Source organism: Leisingera sp. XS_AS12 (assembly GCF_041224635.1).
Taxonomy (GTDB): Bacteria; Pseudomonadota; Alphaproteobacteria; order Rhodobacterales; family Rhodobacteraceae; genus Leisingera.
In genome coordinates this window covers 110,930-128,826 of the sequence record NZ_JBGFGM010000079.1, presented here as the reverse complement: position 1 = coordinate 128,826, position 17,897 = coordinate 110,930, and the positions used below count along the sequence as shown (strand labels likewise).

Here is a 17,897-nt window from a genome sequence, read left to right as displayed (position 1 = left end):
CCCATCCGCTATCACTCCCGCCAGCGAATTTCCCCCTTAACGGAGCGATCACATGGCTTCCTACCAGTACGTCTACCACATGCAGGGGGTCTCCAAGACCTACCCCGGTGGCAAGAAATGCTTTGAAAACATTCACCTGTCCTTCCTGCCCGGCGTGAAGATCGGTGTCGTCGGCGTCAACGGCGCCGGTAAGTCGACCCTGATGAAGATCATGGCCGGTCTCGACAAGGACTACACCGGCGAGGCCTGGGCCGCCGAGGGCGCCAAGGTCGGCTACCTGCCACAGGAGCCGCAGCTGGATGAAAACCTGACCGTGCGCGAAAACGTCATGCTGGGCGTGCAGGCCAAGAAGGACATCCTCGACCGCTACAACGAGCTGGCGATGAACTACTCGGACGAGACCGCCGAGGAGATGGCCAAGCTGCAGGACGAGATCGACGCCCAGAACCTCTGGGACCTGGACAGCCAGGTGGACGTGTCGATGGAAGCGCTGCGCTGCCCGCCGGATGATGCGATGCCCGCCAACCTGTCGGGTGGTGAGCGCCGCCGCGTGGCGCTGTGCAAACTGCTGCTCGAAGCGCCCGACATGCTGCTGCTCGACGAACCGACCAACCACCTCGATGCGGAAACCATCGCCTGGCTGCAGCAGCACCTGATCGACTACAAGGGCACCATCCTGTGTGTAACCCACGACCGTTACTTCCTGGATGACATCACCGGCTGGATCCTCGAGCTCGACCGCGGCCGCGGCATCCCCTACGAGGGCAACTACTCCAGCTGGCTGGAGCAGAAGGCCAAGCGGCTGGAACAGGAAGCCCGCGAGGACAAGGCCAAGCAGAAGACGCTGGAACGCGAGCTGGAGTGGATGCGCCAAGGCCAGAAAGCCCGCCAGGCGAAATCCAAGGCCCGTATTCAGGCCTACAACGAGCTGGCCAGCCAGTCCGAGCGCGAAAAGGTCGGCCGCGCCCAGATCGTGATCCCGAACGGCCCGCGCCTCGGCTCCAAGGTGATCGAGGTGAACGGCCTGTCCAAGCACTATGGCGACAAGCAGCTGATCGAGAACCTGTCCTTCTCGCTGCCGCCGGGCGGCATCGTGGGCGTGATCGGCCCCAACGGCGCCGGTAAATCGACCCTGTTCAAGATGCTGACCGGCCAGGAGCAGCCCGACGAGGGTACTGTTGAGTACGGCGACACCGTGAAGCTGTCCTACGTCGACCAGTCGCGTGACGATCTGAACGACAATGACACCGTGTGGGAGGCGATCTCCGGCGGTGCCGAGATCATCGAACTGGGTGACGCGCAGGTGAACTCCCGCGCCTATTGCTCGTCCTTCAACTTCAAGGGCGGCGACCAGCAGAAGAAGCTGTCGCTGCTGTCCGGCGGTGAGCGCAACCGCGTCCACATGGCGCGGCTGCTGAAGGAAGGCGGCAACGTGCTGCTGCTCGACGAACCGACCAACGACCTCGACGTCGAGACCCTGCGCGCACTGGAAGACGCGCTGGTCGATTTCGCCGGCTGCGCCGTGGTGATCTCGCACGACCGCTTCTTCCTCGACCGGATCTGTACCCACATCCTGGCCTTCGAGGGCGATGCCCATGTCGAATGGTTCGAGGGCAACTTCGAGGACTACGAGGAGGACAAGAAGCGCCGCCTCGGTCCCGACGCACTGGAGCCCAAGCGTCTGAAGCACAAGAAGTTCGTGCGCTGACCCAAGCCTGTCGATGCGGCCCCTCGCGGGCCGCATCTTTCTTTGCGGCTTCCCTTTTTGTTCACGCAGCCGGGGGGCACCAGCCGCTGACGTTTTTTTCAGGCCAGGGGGCGGGCATCCGCCGACCGCCGGTCGACCAGACAGCGGCACAATTCACAAAATTAACCAAATTTGAACCAAATCTCGCGCAAGATTTCCTTGAGATCACTACCGGACGCCGGGTTATGCTGACCCGGCCAGTGCAGTGAACAGGAGGCATCATGGCTTGGGCAGGCATCATAATCGGAATGGTCGCGGGGATCTTCGCCACGGTTCTCGGCTATACCGCTGCCGGGATGCCCTTGTGGCTGAGCCTGCTGATGTATCCGGCGACCGGCACGGTCGTTACCCTGCTCGTGATTGCTGTGCTGCTGCTGCGGAACACCCCCGGCGGGCCGGCCCCGCGCCGCTTTGCCCCCCAAGGTGAAATCGCCCCGGCCTGACCTCCTGCCGCATCGCTTCTGTCGCGGCGGCTGCGGTGATTGTTATCGCCGCCCGGCAGTCCCTGCCCCGTATCTGCAATTACCCTGCCTGACCTGTGGAGCGCCAAACCGTCCGGCGATCCTTGGAATCCCACATTGGGGCGTTACCCCCGGAACCACGCCAGAATCTGCCCCTGCCGCAGCGCCCCGGACTGGCGCTTCTGTTCCTTGCCCCGTGCAAAGGCAACCAAAGTGGGAATGCCGCGCACCCGGTAGCGGGCACCGGTGGACTGGTGATCCTGCGTGTTCAGCTTGACCAGCCGGGCCTGGCCCGCCAGCGTCTTTGCCGCCTTGGCAAATTCAGGCGCCATCGCGCGACAAGGGCCACACCAGGGTGCCCAGAAATCCACCAGCAAGGGCAGCTCGTCGTGGCGGATCGCCTTCTGCAGCACGGCCGGGTCCACGTCCACCGGCCCGCGCGGCAGCAGCGCCGCGCCGCAAGTGCCGCACTTCGCCGCGGCGGCGGGTTTGTCCGCGGGCAGGCGATTCAATTGCGCGCAGCTCAGGCAGGTCAGCGTCTTGGCACCCATGGCAGCTCCTCCGTCGGTCATCTGCCGCAGACATACGCCCCCACGGCCGCCCCCGAAAGAGGCTTTGCCACGGGCAACCGGCCGCCACGCCGCGGGTGGCAGAGAGGCATCAGGTCTGCATCCGGCTCGGAGAGGGGTGGTTGACCCATGTCGTCCGGCACCGGAAGATACTCGCCACAGGCAACAAAAGATCTGGACCCTCACCATGCTTTCTCGCCGCGACTTGCTGACCACCGCCGCTGCCGCCACCGCGCTGCTTCCCCTGCCCGCGCTTGCCCGCACCCGCGACCCGGAGCCATTCGACCCTGTGCCGCAGGAGGTGCGGATCAAGAAGCAGTTCGAACCGGGCCAGATCCTGGTGCTGCCCCGCTCCTACTACCTGTATTTCGTGACCGCTCCGCGCAAGGCGATCCGCTATGGCGTCGGCGTCGGCAAGGCCGGGCTGGAATTCACCGGCCAGGCGGTCATCGAGCGCAAGCGCGAATGGCCCAGCTGGCGCCCCACCCCCGAGATGATCGAGCGCGACCCGCGCGCCTACGCGAAATTCGTGGACAACGACTACATCCAGCCCGGCGGCCCGGACAATCCGCTGGGAGCACGGGCGCTGTATCTCTATCAGAACGGGGTGGACACCTATTTCCGCATTCACGGCACCAACCAGCCGCAGACGATCGGCCATTCCGTTTCCAACGGGTGCATCCGCATGCTGAACGAGCACGTCGTGGACCTGTACAACCGGGTGCCGCTGGGGACCGTCGTCACGGTTCTGTAGGCCGGTCAGGCGCCTTCGGGCGGCCGCAAGTGTGCTGGTTTGCGCCGGTTTGTGCCTGAGCCTCCGTATTTTTCTTGCACGAAGGGGCTGTCATCCTCAATTGTGTCATGGCGACGTTACGCAACTGGCATCACTGTACCCCACAGGCATGGTCATGAGCATTTGCAAACATTGCCGAGCTGCCGCATGCGCGGGCAGAGAATTGAGACGACTTAGGAGTACAGACGATGGCCACTGGCACCGTCAAATGGTTCAACACCACCAAAGGCTACGGCTTTATTGCACCCGATGATGGCGGCAAGGACATCTTTGTCCACATTTCCGCGGTTGAACGCTCTGGCCTGACCGGCCTGGCTGACAATCAGAAAGTGAGCTACGAGCTGCGCGAAGGACGTGACGGCCGTGAATCCGCAGTGGATCTGGCGCTGGTGTCCTGACCGGCCCGCCCTGACGGCACCAGAACAGACATTCGACAGCCCCGCCCGACGGGGCTGTTTTCAGTTTCGGATCCGCGCCACCAGCTCAAGCGCGGCAGGCCCCAGCGCCGCCACGTTCAGCGCCACGCCTTCCTCGTTGGGATGGATGCCGTCGGGCTGGAAATAGACCTGCGCCGCCGCGATGTCGCCCCCCACCTTGTCGGCAATGCCCGCAAACGCGTCAGGGTGCAGCAGCGTATCGAACCGGTGGGCCAGATCCGGGTAATTCGAATCGAACTCCGCCTTGTAGTCCGGCCCGTAGTTGCCCGGCGCGACCATGCCGACCAGCAGGGTTTCGATACCGCTGTCGCTGGCCGCCTGCAGAATGCTGGCCAGATTGGCGCGGGTCTCGGCCGGCGGCAGGCCGCGCAGCATGTCGTTGCCGCCCAGCAGGACAATCAGCCCGTCGGGCTTGTCCGAGAGCGTCCACGCGACCCGCGCCGCGCCGCCCGCGGTGGTGTCGCCCGACACGCCCGCATTCTGCAGCTGCACCTCGGCGCCGTTCTCGTTCAGCCAGCGCTCCAGCTGCGGCACCAGCCCCTGGCCCTGCGGCAGCCCGTAGCCCTGCACCAGGCTGTCGCCGAAAACGGTGATCCGCAGCGCCTCCGCCGACGCGGCCCCGGACAACAGCATCAAACATAACAGTGCCAGTATCTTGCGCATCGCCGCAGAAACTCCATATCCGATAGATGGTTTCAAACAGGCAGGCCCGATGACAGACACCAACAGCCCCGTTCTCCATCTGTTAGATGCGTGTTTGACGCTGAATAGCAATACCGGCCCGGTGGAAATCCTGCATGGGATATCGCTGGAGGTCAAACCGGGGGAGACGCTGGGGCTGGTCGGCCCGTCCGGTTCCGGCAAATCGTCGCTCCTGATGCTGATGGGTGGGCTGGAGCAGGCCACCGGCGGCCAGATCCGCGCGCTGGGGCAGGATCTGACCGCGATGGACGAGGACGCGCTGGCGCGGTTCCGCCGCAACAACATGGGCGTGGTGTTCCAGAGCTTTCACCTGATCCCGACGATGACGGCGCTGGAAAACGTCGCCACCCCGCTGGAGCTGGCGGGCGAGCGCGACGCCTTTGAGCGCGCGCGGGCTGAGCTGGAGGCCGTGGGACTCGGCCACCGGGCGGACCATTTCCCGGCGCAGATGTCGGGCGGCGAGCAGCAGCGTGTCGCATTGGCGCGGGCCCTGGCGCCGCGACCGGCGATCCTTCTGGCGGATGAGCCCACCGGCAACCTCGACGAGGCCAACGGCGCGGCGGTGATGGACCTGCTGTTCGGGCTGCGCGACCGCTACGGCGCGACGCTGGTGATGGTCACCCATGCGCCGGAACTGGCGGCGCGCTGCGACCGGGTGGTGCGGCTGCGCGACGGGCGCATCGACGAGGCCGCCGCGCGCGAGGCGGCGGAATGAGCGCTGCCAGCCTGCGCCTTGCCTGGCGCTTTGCCCTGCGTGAGCTGCGCGGCGGGCTGAAGGGGTTCCGTATCTTTCTGGCCTGCCTTGCGCTGGGGGTGGCGGTGATTGCCGCCATCGGCTCGATCCGCGCGTCGATCGAGACCGGCCTGTCGCGCGAGGGCGCCACCATTCTGGGCGGCGATGCCGAGCTGAACTTCACCTATCGGTTCGCCACCGAGGACGAGCGCGCCTGGCTGGAGCAGAACGCCGTGCGCTATTCCGAGATTGCCGAGTTCCGCTCCATGGCCGTGGTGGGCGAGGAACGCGGGCTGACGCAGGTGAAGGCGGTGGATGACCTCTATCCGCTGAAGGGCGAGATGCAGCTGACCCCGCCGATGCCGCTGGCGGCGGCGCTGGACGGCGCAGCGGGTCTGCCCGGCGCGGTGATGGACCGGGTGTTGGCCGACCGGCTGGGGTTGGCGCCGGGCGACAGCTTCCGCCTTGGCACGCAGGAGTTCCGGCTGACGGCGCTGATCGCGCTGGAGCCGGATGCCGCCGCCTCCGGCTTTGAGCTGGGACCGCGCACGATGGTGCGGACGGCCGATCTGGACGCGTCCGGCCTGCTGCAGCCGGGCACGCTGTTTGACACCAAGTACCGCATGGACCTGCCCGCTGGGCATGATCTGGACGCGTTGCAGGCGGATGCCGAGGCGCGGTTTGAAAGCACCGGCCTGCGCTGGCGCGATGCGCGCAACGGCGCGCCGGGGATCACCAATTTCGTGGAGCGCCTGGGTGCGTTCCTGGTGCTGGTCGGCCTGTCCGGGCTGGCCGTGGGCGGCGTCGGGGTCTCGGCGGCGGTGCGCGCCTATCTTGCGACCAAGACCGGCACCATCGCCACCCTGCGGACCCTCGGCGCCGAGCGGCAGGTGATCTTTCTGACCTACTTCCTGCAGATCGGCGCGCTGGCGCTGCTCGGCATTGCCATCGGGCTGGGGCTGGGCGGGCTGGGGCCTGTCCTGCTGGGGCCGCTGATCGCCGCCCAGCTGCCGTTCCCGGCGGTGTTTTCGATCTACCCTTCGGCGCTGGCCGAGGCTGCACTCTATGGCCTGCTGACCGCCTTTGTCTTTGCCCTGTGGCCGCTGGCACGGGCCGAGCGGATCCGCGCGGCCTCGCTGTTCCGCGATGCCTTTGCCAGCCGCACCCGGCTGCCCGCGCCGCGCTACCTGCTGGCGACCGCGCTGGCGCTGGGGCTGCTGGTCGGGCTGGCGGCCTGGTTCAGCGGCTCGGCGCAGCTGACGCTGTGGACCGCGGGCGGGCTGATGGGGGCGCTGGTGGTGCTGCTGATCGCAGCGCTTGGCATCGGCTACCTGGCGCGGCGCGGCGCCCAGCCAGCGCGCGGCCTCCCGGCACTGCGATGGGCGCTGTCCTCGATCGGCAGCGCGCGCGACGGCGCGGTGCCCGCAGTGCTGGCGCTGGGGCTGGGGCTGACGGTGCTGGCGGCAATCGGCCAGATCGACGGCAACATGCGCCGCGCCATCGCAGGCAACCTGCCCGACGTGGCGCCCAGCTATTTCTTTGTCGACATCCAGCGCGAACAGATGCCCGGCTTTCTGAAGCGGGTCGAGAATGACCCCGCGGTGACGCGGGTGGAAAACGCGCCGATGCTGCGCGGCGTGCTGACCCGGATCAACGGCCAGCCCGCAACCGAGGTTGCCGGCGATCACTGGGTGGTGCGCGGCGACCGCGGCATCACCTATGCCGCGGCCCAGCCCGCGAACACCACCGTCACCGCCGGCACATGGTGGCCCGAGGACTACAGCGGGCCGCCGCAGATCAGCTTTGCCGCCGAAGAGGCCGAGGAGTTGGGGCTGAGCCTTGGCGACACGCTGACGCTGAACATCCTGGGCCGCGACATCACCGGCACTATCACCAGCCTGCGCAATGTCGACTTCTCGACCGCGGGCATGGGCTTTGTGATGGTGCTGAACGAGGCCGCGCTGGCGGGCGCGCCGCACAGTTTCATCGCCACCGTCTATGCCGAGGAACAGGCCGAGGCCGCCATCCTGCGCGATCTGGCCCGCGAGATGCCCAATATCACCGCGATCCGGGTGCGCGACGCGCTTGACCGGGTTGCCGACATCCTGAAACAGCTGGCCGCCGCCACCGCCTATGGCGCGGCGGCGACGCTGCTGACCGGCTTTCTGGTGCTGCTGGGGACCGCCGCCGCGGGTGAGCCTGCGCGGCGCTACGAGGCGGCCCTGCTGAAGACGCTGGGCGCGCCGCGGCGGCAGATCCTGGCCAGCTTTGCGCTGCGCTCTGCCCTTCTGGGCGCGGCGGCCGGGCTGGTGGCGCTGGCGGCGGGGATCGGCGGCGCCTGGGCGATCAACGCCTATGTGTTCGAGACCTCCTATGCGGTGATCTGGCCCAACGCGATCCTGGTGATTTCCGGCGGGGTGCTGACAACGCTGCTGGCCGGGCTGATCTTTGCGCTGCGCCCACTGGCGGCGAAACCCGCCCGCATCCTGCGCGCCCGCGAATAGGCCCAGGCGGAATTGGGCGCTTCCCCGTCACCGGGCGCTGCAGGCCATCGGTTGCAGAATCCGCAGCAGGTCATGGTTGTCACAGACCAGCGCCGCCAGCGAGATGTCATCGAGCGACGCATAAAACGCCTGCGCCGCATCGGCCAGGGCTGTCTTCAGTCGGCAGGCATCCGTCAGCGGGCAGGTGTTGTCGGCATCGGCGAAGCATTCGACCATCGGCAGATTGCCCTCCACGTCGCGAAACACATCCCCGATGCGGATCCTCGCGGGCGGTCGCGCCAGGTTCATCCCGCCGTTGCGGCCACGCTGGGTGCTGAGATAGCCCAGCTGGCTGAGCTGATTGATGACCTGCGCCAGGTGGTTCTCCGAGATATTGCAGCACTCTGCGATTTCGGCCTTGGTGACCAGCCGCTCCGCATGGGCGGCGCAATACATCAGCAGCCTGACGGCGATGTTGGTCCTTTTGGTGATGCGCATGGGTGGCTCCCGCAGCTGTGCTGCATCGGTTATTGCATAGGGGCGCAAAAACCGGTTTGACATACATCAATCAGACAAGGCGCAGAAAGGCACAGTGCATGACGGCCCCCTATTTCTTTGGCTATGGCAGCCTGGTGAACACCGCAACGCACAGCTATGGCGGCGCGCGGACGGCGCGGCTGCGGGGCTGGCGGCGGGCCTGGGTCCATACCGACCTGAGCGACGTTGCGATTCTGTCGGCGGTGCCCTGCGACGCCAGCGAGATCGACGGGCTGATCGCAGAGGTGCCGGGGGCCGACTGGGCGGCGCTGGACGCGCGCGAATTCGCCTATGAACGCCTGGCGGCCGCCGACCGGGTGACCCATGATCTGGACGGCGCGCCGGACGTGTCGGTCTACGCGGTGCCCGCCGCGCACCACCGCAAGGCGGCGCAGAAACACCCTATCCTGCTCAGCTACCTGGACGTGGTGCTGCAGGGCTATCTGCACCAGTTCGGCGAGGCCGGCGTGCAAGGGTTCATCGCCACCACCGACGGCTGGGATGCGCCCATTCTGGACGACCGCGCCGCGCCGCGCTATCCGCGCCACCAGCCGATCGCCGCGGCAGAGCGGGCCCTGTTCGACAAACTGGTCGACAGGACCGGCGCCCGGCGGATAGCGTTGGAGGCATGATCGAAAAGGCGCTTTTGCACATGGGCCGGATTGCCCGGCAGCTCTGGTTCAGGGTTGTCGTGATTTCGCTGGTGTCGCTGCTGGCGCTGCTCCTTGCCCCCCTGGCAAAACCGCTGCTGCCCGGCAGCGTCAGCGAGGATTTCGGCCGCGAGGCGGTGCTGCCGGTGCTGACGATCCTCGCCTCGGGCATGCTGGCGGTGACCACCTTTTCGCTCAACGTCATGGTCAGCGCCTACCGCACCGCCGCCTCGATGGCGACGCCGCGGGTCTACCGGCTGCTGCTGGAGGACACGGTTACCCACCGGGTGCTGGCGACCTTCGTCAGCGGCTTCATCTATTCGCTCACCGCGGTGATCCTGTTCCGCGCGCGCTATTTCACGCCGGAGGGCGCGCTGGTGGTCTTTGGCCTGACCGTCATCGTGGTGGTGCTGATCGTCGGCGCCATCCTGCGCTGGATCGATCACCTGTCGAGCCTCGGCAGCATGGACCACACCCTGCGCCTGATCGAGCGCCGCACCCGCGACAGCCTGCGCGACCGGCTGGACAAGCCCTGCCTCGGCGGGCGTTGCGCCGAAGATGCGGAAAGACCGGAAGACGCGGTCGAGATCCCCGCCGCCAAAAGCGGGTTTGTCCGCTTCATCGGCCTCGCGCGGCTGAACGAGCTGGCAAAGGACGCCGGGGTCGAGATCACCCTGACCCGGGCAGCGGGGGACTACATCCTGCGCGGCCAGCCCGTGGCCTGGGCAACCGGTGGCGACAATGAGTTCTGCAAGGCCGCCTCGGCTGCCATCGACATCGGCGACGTGCGCAGTTTCGACCAGGATCCGTCATTCGGCCTGCTGCTGCTGGCGGAAACCGCGCAACGCGCATTGTCGCCCGGCGTCAACGATCCCGGCACTGCGGTGGAGGTGATGGGCCGACTGGAGCGGCTGCTGTGGGAGAACATGCCCGCGGATGAGACCAGCGACACCCGCAAGCCGACCTATCCCCATGTCAGCGTGCCGCCGGTCACCGCCGGGCATCTGCTGCACTGCGCCTTCCCGCCAATCGCCCGCTGCGGCAGCGACTCGCCCTCGGTGATGCGCTGGATGGAAAAGTCACTGGACGCGCTGGCCAGCCATCCCAACCCGGCAATGGCCAAGGCCGCCAGAAAGATGTGCGAGGAGGTGCACGACGGCCGTTGGGGCTGACCCACGGCCACACCCCGCAGCTGCTGCGAGACGCTCCCGCCCGTTTGCGCGCATGAAATTCATGCGCCCGGCCCAACTGCAGCGGCGGCATCCCTGATGCAGCTGCGGCGGGCGGGAGTTCTCCGCAACACCATTCAGCGGCACGAAAAAGGGCGGCGCCTGCTGGCACCGCCCCTGTGTCTCTTGATGGCTTTGGGAGTTCAGCCGCGGGCGCGGACCTTTTCCATCAGCGCCAGCAGCGCCGACATGTCGGGGCCGCGCTCCATGCCGGTCACCGCCTTGCGCAGCGGCATGAACAGACCCTTGCCCTTGCGACCGGTCACGGCCTTGACCTCAGCCGTCCACTTGCCCCAGCTGTCGGCGTCATAGGGGCCCTCGGGCAGCATCGCCATGGCCTCGGCGATGAACTCCTTGTCCTCATCGGCCACCAGCGGCTCGGCGCCGTCGCGGCACAGCTCCCACCAGCCTGCCAGGTCCTTCAGCGTGGTGATGTTTTCCTTGGCCATGTCCCAGAAGGCCGCCTGTTTCTCTGCCGGCACGCCCAGCGCGTCCACGTGGGACTGCACCGCCTCGAGCGGCAGCGACTGCAGGTAGCGGGCGGTCAGCGGGTAGAGATCCTCGACGTCGAACTTGGTCGGCGCAGCGCCGAAGCGGGTGATGTCAAAGCCCTCGATCAGCTCGGCCATGTCCGAGCGCAGCTCGACCGGATCGGACGACCCCAGCCGCGCCATCAGCGACAACAGCGCCATCGGCTGCACACCCGCCTCGCGCAGGTCGCGCAGCGCCAGGGTGCCCAGACGCTTGGACAGCGCCTCGCCCTGCGGGCCGGTCAGCAGCGAGTGGTGCGCAAAGGACGGCACGGTGCCGCCGAGCGCCTCGATGATCTGGATCTGGGTGGCGGTGTTGGTCACGTGGTCCGAGCCACGCACCACGTTGGTCACGCCCATCTCGGTGTCATCGACGACCGACGCCAGCGTGTACAGGAACTGCCCGTCGCCCCGGATCAGCACCGGGTCGGAGACCGAGGCCGCATCGATCGAGATATCGCCGAGGATGCCGTCGGTCCATTCGATCCGTTCGTGGTCGAGCTTGAAGCGCCAGACGCCGTCGCCGCGCTCGGCGCGCAGGGCGGCCTTCTCGTCGTCGGAGAGGGTCAAGGCGGCGCGGTCATAGACCGGCGGCTTGCCCATGTTGAGCTGCTTCTTGCGCTTCAGGTCGAGTTCGGTCGGGGTCTCGAACGCCTCGTAGAAGCGGCCGATCTGGCGCAGGCGATCCGCGGCCTCATGGTAGCGATCCAGCCGTTCGGACTGGCGCTCCACCTTGTCCCAGGTCAGACCCAGCCATTCCAGGTCTTCCTTGATGGCATCGACGTATTCTTCCTTCGACCGCTCGGGGTCGGTGTCGTCGATGCGCAGGATGAAGGTGCCGCCCGCCTTGCGGGCGATCAGGTAGTTCATCAGCGCGGTGCGCAGGTTGCCGACGTGGATATAGCCGGTCGGCGACGGGGCAAAACGGGTGGTGGTCATCACATGTCTCCTGTTGCCGCTGGCTTGTCACATGGGCAGGCAATTGTCCAGTTTCACGCAAGGCACCCCCCGCACCGCAGAAGCGCAGGCAGGCTGTGGTGCGCCGCCCGTCAGGATGACCGCATGCAACCGGAGGCGGCCGCACCCGTTTTTGCCGGAACGCATCACAATCCGGGACCGGCGTCGGAGGCGCATCCGCCGCGCCGTTCACGCGAATGTTTGAAGAATTGCACGGTAACTGGCCTAGGATAGGCCCGATCGACCCACAAGAGAGGACCTGCCATGACTGTCTCAATGACCCGGCGCGCGGCTCTGACCGGCGCGGCCACCCTCCCCCTCGCCGGTGCCGCAACACCTGTCCTGGCGGGTTCGGAGCCGCAAGACGACGCCGGTGCCGCAATGCCGATCGCGCGCACCTTCACCCTGGGAGAGATGCCGGTCACCACGTTGCTGGACGCCACGGCCCTGCGCGAAGGCCCGAAGGAGATTTTTGGCGGCAATGTCAGCGAAGAGGAGTTCCGCAAGGTGTCCGAGGAGAACTTCATCTCGTCTGAGGCCGCACAATTCTATTTCACGCCCACGCTGGTGGAAACTGACGGCGAGCTGGTGCTGTTTGACACCGGCCTCGGCCAGGGGGGGCTGCCGCGCGCCCTGGCAGCCGCGGGGGTGACACCCGAGGCCATCGACGTGGTGGTGATTACCCACATGCATCCCGACCATATCGGCGGGCTGATGACGGATGGCGCGCCGACCTTCCCCAATGCGCGATACGTCATGGGGGCGACCGAGTACAATTTCTGGTCGGCGATGGACCCCGGCCACCGCGTCGGCGATCTCGTGGCGCAGAATGTCACGCCACTGACGGAACGCACCACCTTCATCGAGGATGGTGCCCGGGTCGCCTCTGGCATCACTGCCGTGGCAAGCCACGGCCACACGCCCGGGCACATGTGCTTCATGCTGGACAGCGGCGGGCGGCAACTGATGCTGACCGCGGACCTGGCCAACCACTATGTCTGGAGCTTTGCGCATCCGGACTGGGCGGTGAGCTTTGACGCCGACAAACCCGCCGCCACCCAGTCGCGGCGGCAGGTGTTGCGCATGCTGGCCGCGGATCGGGTGCCGATGATTGGCTACCACATGCCCTTCCCCGCCGCCGGTTTCGTCGAAACCCGCGGTGACGGGTTCCGCTATGTGCCGGTCAGCTATCAACTGATGGGGTAGACTCCTACCGCTTGAGTCAAATTTCAAGCAGATCGCCGGGCGCCATTTAGAAAGGACACACCCGCCTTTGCTACCTTGAGGCGACTGAATGCCAGTTAGCCCAGGGTTGCCCGTGAACGATCAATCGACCTTCACCCAACGACAGACATCCGGCGCCTCTGCGCCGGACGCGCCACGGCATGTCGCCGACCCGGTCCAGCCCTCGCTGGACCGCTTTCGCGATATTGTTGACCGGCTGTCGCAAGGCATTGTTGTCTGGTCCGCGGATGGCCGCTGCGAATTGTTCAACCAGCGCGTGCTGGAGGTGCTGGAATTGCACGAGACTGACCTGCGCATCGGGTTGTCGCGGGAGGACTTCTTCACCGCGGCGGTGGCACGCGGGGACGTCACCGCGGCCAGCGCAGCCCAGGCCCGGATCGATTTCCACTCGGGCAAGGATCGCTTCAGCGCCGATCGCCGCATGGCATCCGGGCGCATCCTGTCGATCGAGACACGCCGCCTGCCCGACGGCGGCCATGTCACCAGCTACACGGACGTCACCCAGTATCGCCGCGATGCGGAGGAGCTGACGAAGGCCAAGCAGAAGGCCGAGGAGGCTGAATTGACGGCCTTGCGGGCACTGGCGGCGGAACAGGCCTGGCGCAAGGAAGCCCGGCTGCTGTCGGAGCTGGACGAGTGGTTGCAAAGCTGCAAGTCGCTGGAAGAGCTGTACAAGATCACCGCCACCTTCATGGCCCAGATCCTGCCCGGCTCGGCCGGGGAAATCTATATCTACGCCAATTCCCGCGATGTTCTGGACGGGGTGTGCAGCTGGGGCAGCACCCCCATGCGCGACCATATCCTGCCGGACAGCTGCTGGTCGCTGCGGCGCGGGCGACAGTACCGATACCGTCAGGACCGGATCTCCTTTGCCTGCGCGCATGTCCAGGATCAGAGACTGCCCCAGACGCCAGAGGAATACGGCTGCGTGCCGATCGTCGCCCATGGCAACACGGTGGGGCTGCTACACGTCAAGTTCGCTCCCGATGACAGCGCCGAGCGCCGCGACGCCAGTCACCGGCTGGCCCTGCAATGCTGCGAGCATATTTCGCTGGCGATTGCGAACGTGAAACTGCGCGACGAATTGCACGACCAGTCCACCCGCGATCCGCTGACCGGTCTGTACAATCGACGCCACCTGCTGAATGCCCTGCGCGGTGGTTTGATGATGGCAGAACGGCAGATGGGACAGGCTGCAGTGCTCAGCTTTGATGTCGACCGCTTCAAGCTGTTCAACGACAACCATGGCCACGATGCCGGTGATACCGTCTTGCGGGCCATTGGCGACGGGCTGCATGGGTTGTTCACCCATGGCGAGATCTGCAGCCGCTTCGGCGGAGAGGAGTTCTCGGTCTTTCTGCCCGACACCGACAAGGAGCAGGCCTTGCACGCGGCGGAGGCATTGCGGCAGGCGATCGAGAGTCTGAGGCTGCGCTACGGGGCAGGCACGCTGCCGCGGGTCACCGTGTCGGTGGGCGTTGCCAGCTTCCCCGAGGATGGCAGCACGCCGCAGGATCTGCTGAACGCCGCCGACCGGGCGGTCTATGCCGCCAAGGCGGGCGGGCGCAACTGCATACGCGACGCCGCCGACTGCAGTGCTCAGCAGCCGGGCTGCGGGCCGTAGCGCGTACCGTCGGAAAACCGCGACAGCCGGAACGGATGCGGATCGACAACCGGGGCATCCCCGGTGACCAGATCCGCGGCCAGCTGGCCCGCCGCCGGGCCGATGCCGAAACCATGGCCGGAAAACCCGGTGGCAACAAACAGCCCCGGCAGATCATCGGCCTGCGAGATCACCGGGATAGCGTCGGGGGTGACGTCGATCATCCCGGCCCAGCTTTGCACCACATCAGCGCTGCGCAGAACCGGGAAATCCGCCTGCGCCGCCGCCCAGCCGCGTTTCAAGGCCGTTTGCGACGGGGCCGGATCCAGCACCCGGCAGCGTTCGAACGGGGTGGTCTGATGTGGCTGCCAGCGGCGCTCCTGCGCGGCCTCCTCGCGCCAGCGGTGCGACAGGCGGAACCGCAGGCTGCGCCATTCCTGCCGCAAGCTGGGCAGGAATTTCCAGCCCAGCCGGAAACTGTCCGGCACCAGGTCCACGACGTTTTCATGCGCGTCGGCAATGGTGTAGCCCCCATCGGTCCGTTTGCGCAGCCCCAGCTTGTCGGTATAAAGCGCCGGCCCTGGTCCGCCCTGCACCGCCGAGGTCCGCAGCACCGAGCTGAGCACCTTGAGCTGCGGCAGGTCGATGCCGGCATTGCCCAGAAACAGCCGCGACCAGGCGCCGCCCGCCACCACCACCGCCGAACAGGCCACGCGGCCGCGTTCCGTCATCACCCCGCTGATGCGACCGGCGGAGGTCTCGACGCTGCGCACGGCGCATTCGGTCATCACCTTGGCACCGGCCGCCTGCGCCGCCGCGGCGATGGCATGGGTCGCGAACTGCGGTTCCGCCCGCCCGTCCAGCGGCGTGTAGAGCCCGGCCCGGACCCTGGCCGGATGCCCCGGCACCAAGGCTGCAAGCGAGGTGCCGCGCACCATATGCGCCTGCTGCCCCAAACCGTCCAGGTTGCGCAGCCAACGCTCCAGCCGGGCTTCCTTCTTGGCGCTTTCGGCCGTGAACAGGATGCCCGAGCGGTGATATCCGGTATCTCGCCCGGTGCGTTCGTTCAGCCCCTCCCACAGGGTCAGCGCCCGCGCCATCAGCGGGATTTCCCGCGGGTCGCGACAGGAGATCCGCACCCACCCCCAGTTGCGCGAGCTTTGCTCTCCGGCAATCTGCCCCTTTTCGCACAGCAGCACCGAATGGCCGCGCTCTACCAGTTCCAGCGCGGTGGCCGCACCGATGATGCCACCGCCGATCACCACGGCGTCGACAGATTTTGGCAGGGCCAGATCAGATTGGAAATGGGGCAGTCGGGGTCCGGGCATGAAGGCATCTATGCCCGCTGGGAAGACACGCGTCCAGCGCCCGGATGACGCAGCCAGACGTCAACCGGCGCATTGTGATTTTTCCGCCGCATATCAGGCCGTTATCGGAAACGCCCCCGCGCAGGAACAGACCGGCGCGGGTCAAAAATGGTGCCCCTCCAAAGGGTTAACACCCGCGTCAGGAGGGGTCGCGCCAGCGGTTCACAATCGGATAGCGCCGGTCCAGCCAGAACGCCCGCGGCGTCAGCCGCGCGCCCGGTGCGGACTGGAAGCGTTTGTATTCGCTGATGTAAAGCAGATGCTCGATCCGCTTGGCGACGTCGCGATCAAACCCTGCCGCGACACAATCAGCGATTGAACCATCCCGGTCGACCAGGATCTCGAGGATGGCGTCCAACTCGGGGTAGTCGGGCAGGCTGTCGCTGTCCTTCTGGTCCTCGCGCAGTTCCGCCGTGGGCGGCTTGTCGATCACGTTGGGGCGGATCACCTCGCCCGCCGGGCCTTTCATCCAGGGGCGGTGGTTGGCGTTGCGCCAGCGGCAGGTCTCGAACACGCGGGTCTTGTAGAGATCCTTGATCGGGTTGTAGCCGCCATTCATGTCGCCGTAGATGGTGGCATAGCCGACCGCGACCTCGGACTTGTTGCCGGTGGTCAGCAGCATCTCGCCGAACTTGTTGGACATCGCCATCAGCAGCAGGCCGCGCAGGCGGGACTGGATGTTTTCCTCGGTCACGTCGGCGTCGCGACCGGCAAACAGCGGCGCAAGGGTGTTGGTGACCGCGGCGCGGGCCTCGGAAATCGGCACATAATCGTAATGCACGCCCAGCGCCTTGGCGACGGCCTCGGCATCATCGAGGGATTCCTGGCTGGTGTATTCCGAAGGCAGCATCACGCAGCGAACATTCTCCGCGCCGATCGCATCGACGGCAATCGCCGCCACGATGGCCGAGTCGACCCCACCGGACAGGCCCAGCAGCACTTTCCTGAAGCCGCTTTTGCCGAGGTAGTCGCGCAGGGATTCGACCATCACGCGATAGTCCTGCTCCCAGGCATCCGGCAGATGCGCCTTTTCGCCTTCGATGGCGCGCCAGCCGTCGTCGGTACGCTCCAGATCCAGATGCGCGTAGGCCTCGTCGAAGACCGGCATCTGCAGCGCCAGCGCGCCGCCCGGGTTCAACACGAAGGAGCCGCCGTCGAACACCTGGTCATCCTGGCCGCCCACCATGTTGAGGTAGATCACCGGCAGTTGCGTCTCCACCGCGCGCGCCACCATGTGATTGAAGCGCACCTCCAGCTTGCCGCGGTAATAGGGTGAGCCGTTGGGGATCAGCAGGAACTCGGCACCGGATTCCGCCATGGTTTCCGCCACGTCCTCGTGCCAGCCATCCTCGCAGATGGGAGACCCGATGCGGGTGTCATTCACCGAGTAAGGGCCGCCCAACGGTCCGGCATCAAAGATCCGCACCTCGTCAAAGACGGTCTCGTTCGGCAGATGGTGCTTGAGGTTGCGCGCGGCGATCTTGCCGTCCTTCAGGATCAGATAGGCGTTGAACAGCTCCGTGCCTTCGACCCATGGGCTGCCGATCGCCAACGCGGGACCGTCGGCGCAGTCCGCCGCCAGCTGTTCCACCGCGGCGATGGCGGCAGTGTGGAAGGCCGGTTTCATCACCAGGTCCTGGGCGTTGTACCCCGTGATGAACATCTCGGGCAGCGCCACCAGGTCGGCGCCCGCCTTGCGCCCCTCTTCCCAGGCTCCGCGGGCCTTGGCGGCATTGCCTGCCAGGTCGCCGACGGTGGGATTCAGCTGCGCCAGTGTCACGCGGAAACGGTCTGCCATGCTGCTTGGGCCTTCTGCAAGTTCCTTACCCCAGCCATCTATCCAGATTACCGCCC

16 protein-coding genes are annotated in these 17,897 nt (G+C 66.6%); 10 read left to right on the top strand and 6 right to left on the bottom strand.

All coding sequences use genetic code 11. The features are described from left to right. Positions 1-52: 52 nt before the first annotated feature. Together ettA and AB9K35_RS07170 are read left to right on the top strand one after the other, a co-directional pair. Positions 53-1,708 (top strand): energy-dependent translational throttle protein EttA, encoded by a 1,656-nt coding sequence (ettA, locus tag AB9K35_RS07175; RefSeq protein ID WP_222456454.1) that lies wholly within the window; start codon positions 53-55, stop codon positions 1,706-1,708. A 260-nt stretch (positions 1,709-1,968) separates the two neighbouring features. Further along, positions 1,969-2,190, top strand: a complete 222-nt coding sequence (locus AB9K35_RS07170) for a hypothetical protein (RefSeq protein ID WP_369925070.1) — start codon at positions 1,969-1,971, stop codon at positions 2,188-2,190. A gap of 143 nt (positions 2,191-2,333) precedes the next feature. Here the strand turns inward: AB9K35_RS07170 and trxC are convergent, their stop codons facing one another. Beyond that, the gene (trxC, locus tag AB9K35_RS07165) at positions 2,334-2,759 is read right to left on the bottom strand and encodes a thioredoxin TrxC (protein ID WP_369925069.1); all 426 of its coding nucleotides are present in this window, start codon (positions 2,757-2,759) and stop codon (positions 2,334-2,336) included. Positions 2,760-2,964: 205 nt separating this feature from the next. On the opposite strand from trxC, the gene AB9K35_RS07160 reads away from it, so the two are divergent. Together AB9K35_RS07160 and AB9K35_RS07155 are read left to right on the top strand one after the other, a co-directional pair. Next, positions 2,965-3,531, top strand: a complete 567-nt coding sequence (locus tag AB9K35_RS07160; protein WP_222456451.1) for a L,D-transpeptidase — start codon at positions 2,965-2,967, stop codon at positions 3,529-3,531. 227 nt (positions 3,532-3,758) lie between these two features. Continuing rightward, a complete protein-coding gene (locus AB9K35_RS07155; RefSeq protein ID WP_222456450.1) occupies positions 3,759-3,968 on the top strand; it encodes a cold-shock protein in 210 nt (69 codons plus the stop codon). A 60-nt stretch (positions 3,969-4,028) separates the two neighbouring features. Here the strand turns inward: AB9K35_RS07155 and AB9K35_RS07150 are convergent, their stop codons facing one another. Next, entirely contained in the window at positions 4,029-4,670 is a 642-nt protein-coding gene (locus AB9K35_RS07150; RefSeq protein ID WP_369925068.1) for an arylesterase, read from the bottom strand. Between the two features lie 49 nt (positions 4,671-4,719). On the opposite strand from AB9K35_RS07150, the gene AB9K35_RS07145 reads away from it, so the two are divergent. Together AB9K35_RS07145 and AB9K35_RS07140 are read left to right on the top strand one after the other, a co-directional pair. Beyond that, positions 4,720-5,424, top strand: a complete 705-nt coding sequence (locus tag AB9K35_RS07145) for an ABC transporter ATP-binding protein (RefSeq protein WP_369925067.1) — start codon at positions 4,720-4,722, stop codon at positions 5,422-5,424. Then, positions 5,421-7,946, top strand: coding sequence for an ABC transporter permease (locus tag AB9K35_RS07140; RefSeq protein WP_369925066.1), 2,526 nt, complete (start codon positions 5,421-5,423; stop codon positions 7,944-7,946). The genes AB9K35_RS07145 and AB9K35_RS07140 overlap by 4 nt, the downstream gene beginning before the upstream one ends. 27 nt (positions 7,947-7,973) lie before the next feature. Here AB9K35_RS07140 and AB9K35_RS07135 read toward each other — a convergent pair whose 3' ends face one another. Next, on the bottom strand, positions 7,974-8,423 hold the full coding sequence (locus AB9K35_RS07135; RefSeq protein ID WP_369925065.1) for an Rrf2 family transcriptional regulator: 450 nt from the start codon (positions 8,421-8,423) through the stop codon (positions 7,974-7,976). Positions 8,424-8,521: 98 nt separating this feature from the next. Between AB9K35_RS07135 and AB9K35_RS07130 the strand changes: the two genes are divergently transcribed. Then, positions 8,522-9,094, top strand: coding sequence for a gamma-glutamylcyclotransferase family protein (locus AB9K35_RS07130; RefSeq protein WP_369925064.1), 573 nt, complete (start codon positions 8,522-8,524; stop codon positions 9,092-9,094). Then, positions 9,091-10,284, top strand: coding sequence for a DUF2254 domain-containing protein (locus AB9K35_RS07125; protein WP_369925063.1), 1,194 nt, complete (start codon positions 9,091-9,093; stop codon positions 10,282-10,284). The genes AB9K35_RS07130 and AB9K35_RS07125 overlap by 4 nt, the downstream gene beginning before the upstream one ends. Positions 10,285-10,484: 200 nt before the next feature. Here the strand turns inward: AB9K35_RS07125 and gltX are convergent, their stop codons facing one another. Beyond that, on the bottom strand, positions 10,485-11,810 hold the full coding sequence (gene gltX, locus AB9K35_RS07120) for a glutamate--tRNA ligase (protein WP_369925062.1): 1,326 nt from the start codon (positions 11,808-11,810) through the stop codon (positions 10,485-10,487). A gap of 282 nt (positions 11,811-12,092) precedes the next feature. On the opposite strand from gltX, the gene AB9K35_RS07115 reads away from it, so the two are divergent. Then, on the top strand, positions 12,093-13,034 hold the full coding sequence (locus AB9K35_RS07115; RefSeq protein ID WP_369925061.1) for an MBL fold metallo-hydrolase: 942 nt from the start codon (positions 12,093-12,095) through the stop codon (positions 13,032-13,034). 112 nt (positions 13,035-13,146) lie between these two features. Beyond that, entirely contained in the window at positions 13,147-14,697 is a 1,551-nt protein-coding gene (locus tag AB9K35_RS07110; RefSeq protein ID WP_369925060.1) for a diguanylate cyclase, read from the top strand. Here AB9K35_RS07110 and AB9K35_RS07105 read toward each other — a convergent pair. Both AB9K35_RS07105 and AB9K35_RS07100 read right to left on the bottom strand, forming a co-directional pair. Next, positions 14,673-16,004, bottom strand: coding sequence for an NAD(P)/FAD-dependent oxidoreductase (locus tag AB9K35_RS07105; RefSeq protein WP_369925059.1), 1,332 nt, complete (start codon positions 16,002-16,004; stop codon positions 14,673-14,675). The genes AB9K35_RS07110 and AB9K35_RS07105 overlap by 25 nt on opposite strands. Positions 16,005-16,182: 178 nt before the next feature. Further along, a complete protein-coding gene (locus AB9K35_RS07100) occupies positions 16,183-17,841 on the bottom strand; it encodes an NAD+ synthase (protein ID WP_369925058.1) in 1,659 nt (552 codons plus the stop codon). Positions 17,842-17,897 lie beyond the last annotated feature (56 nt).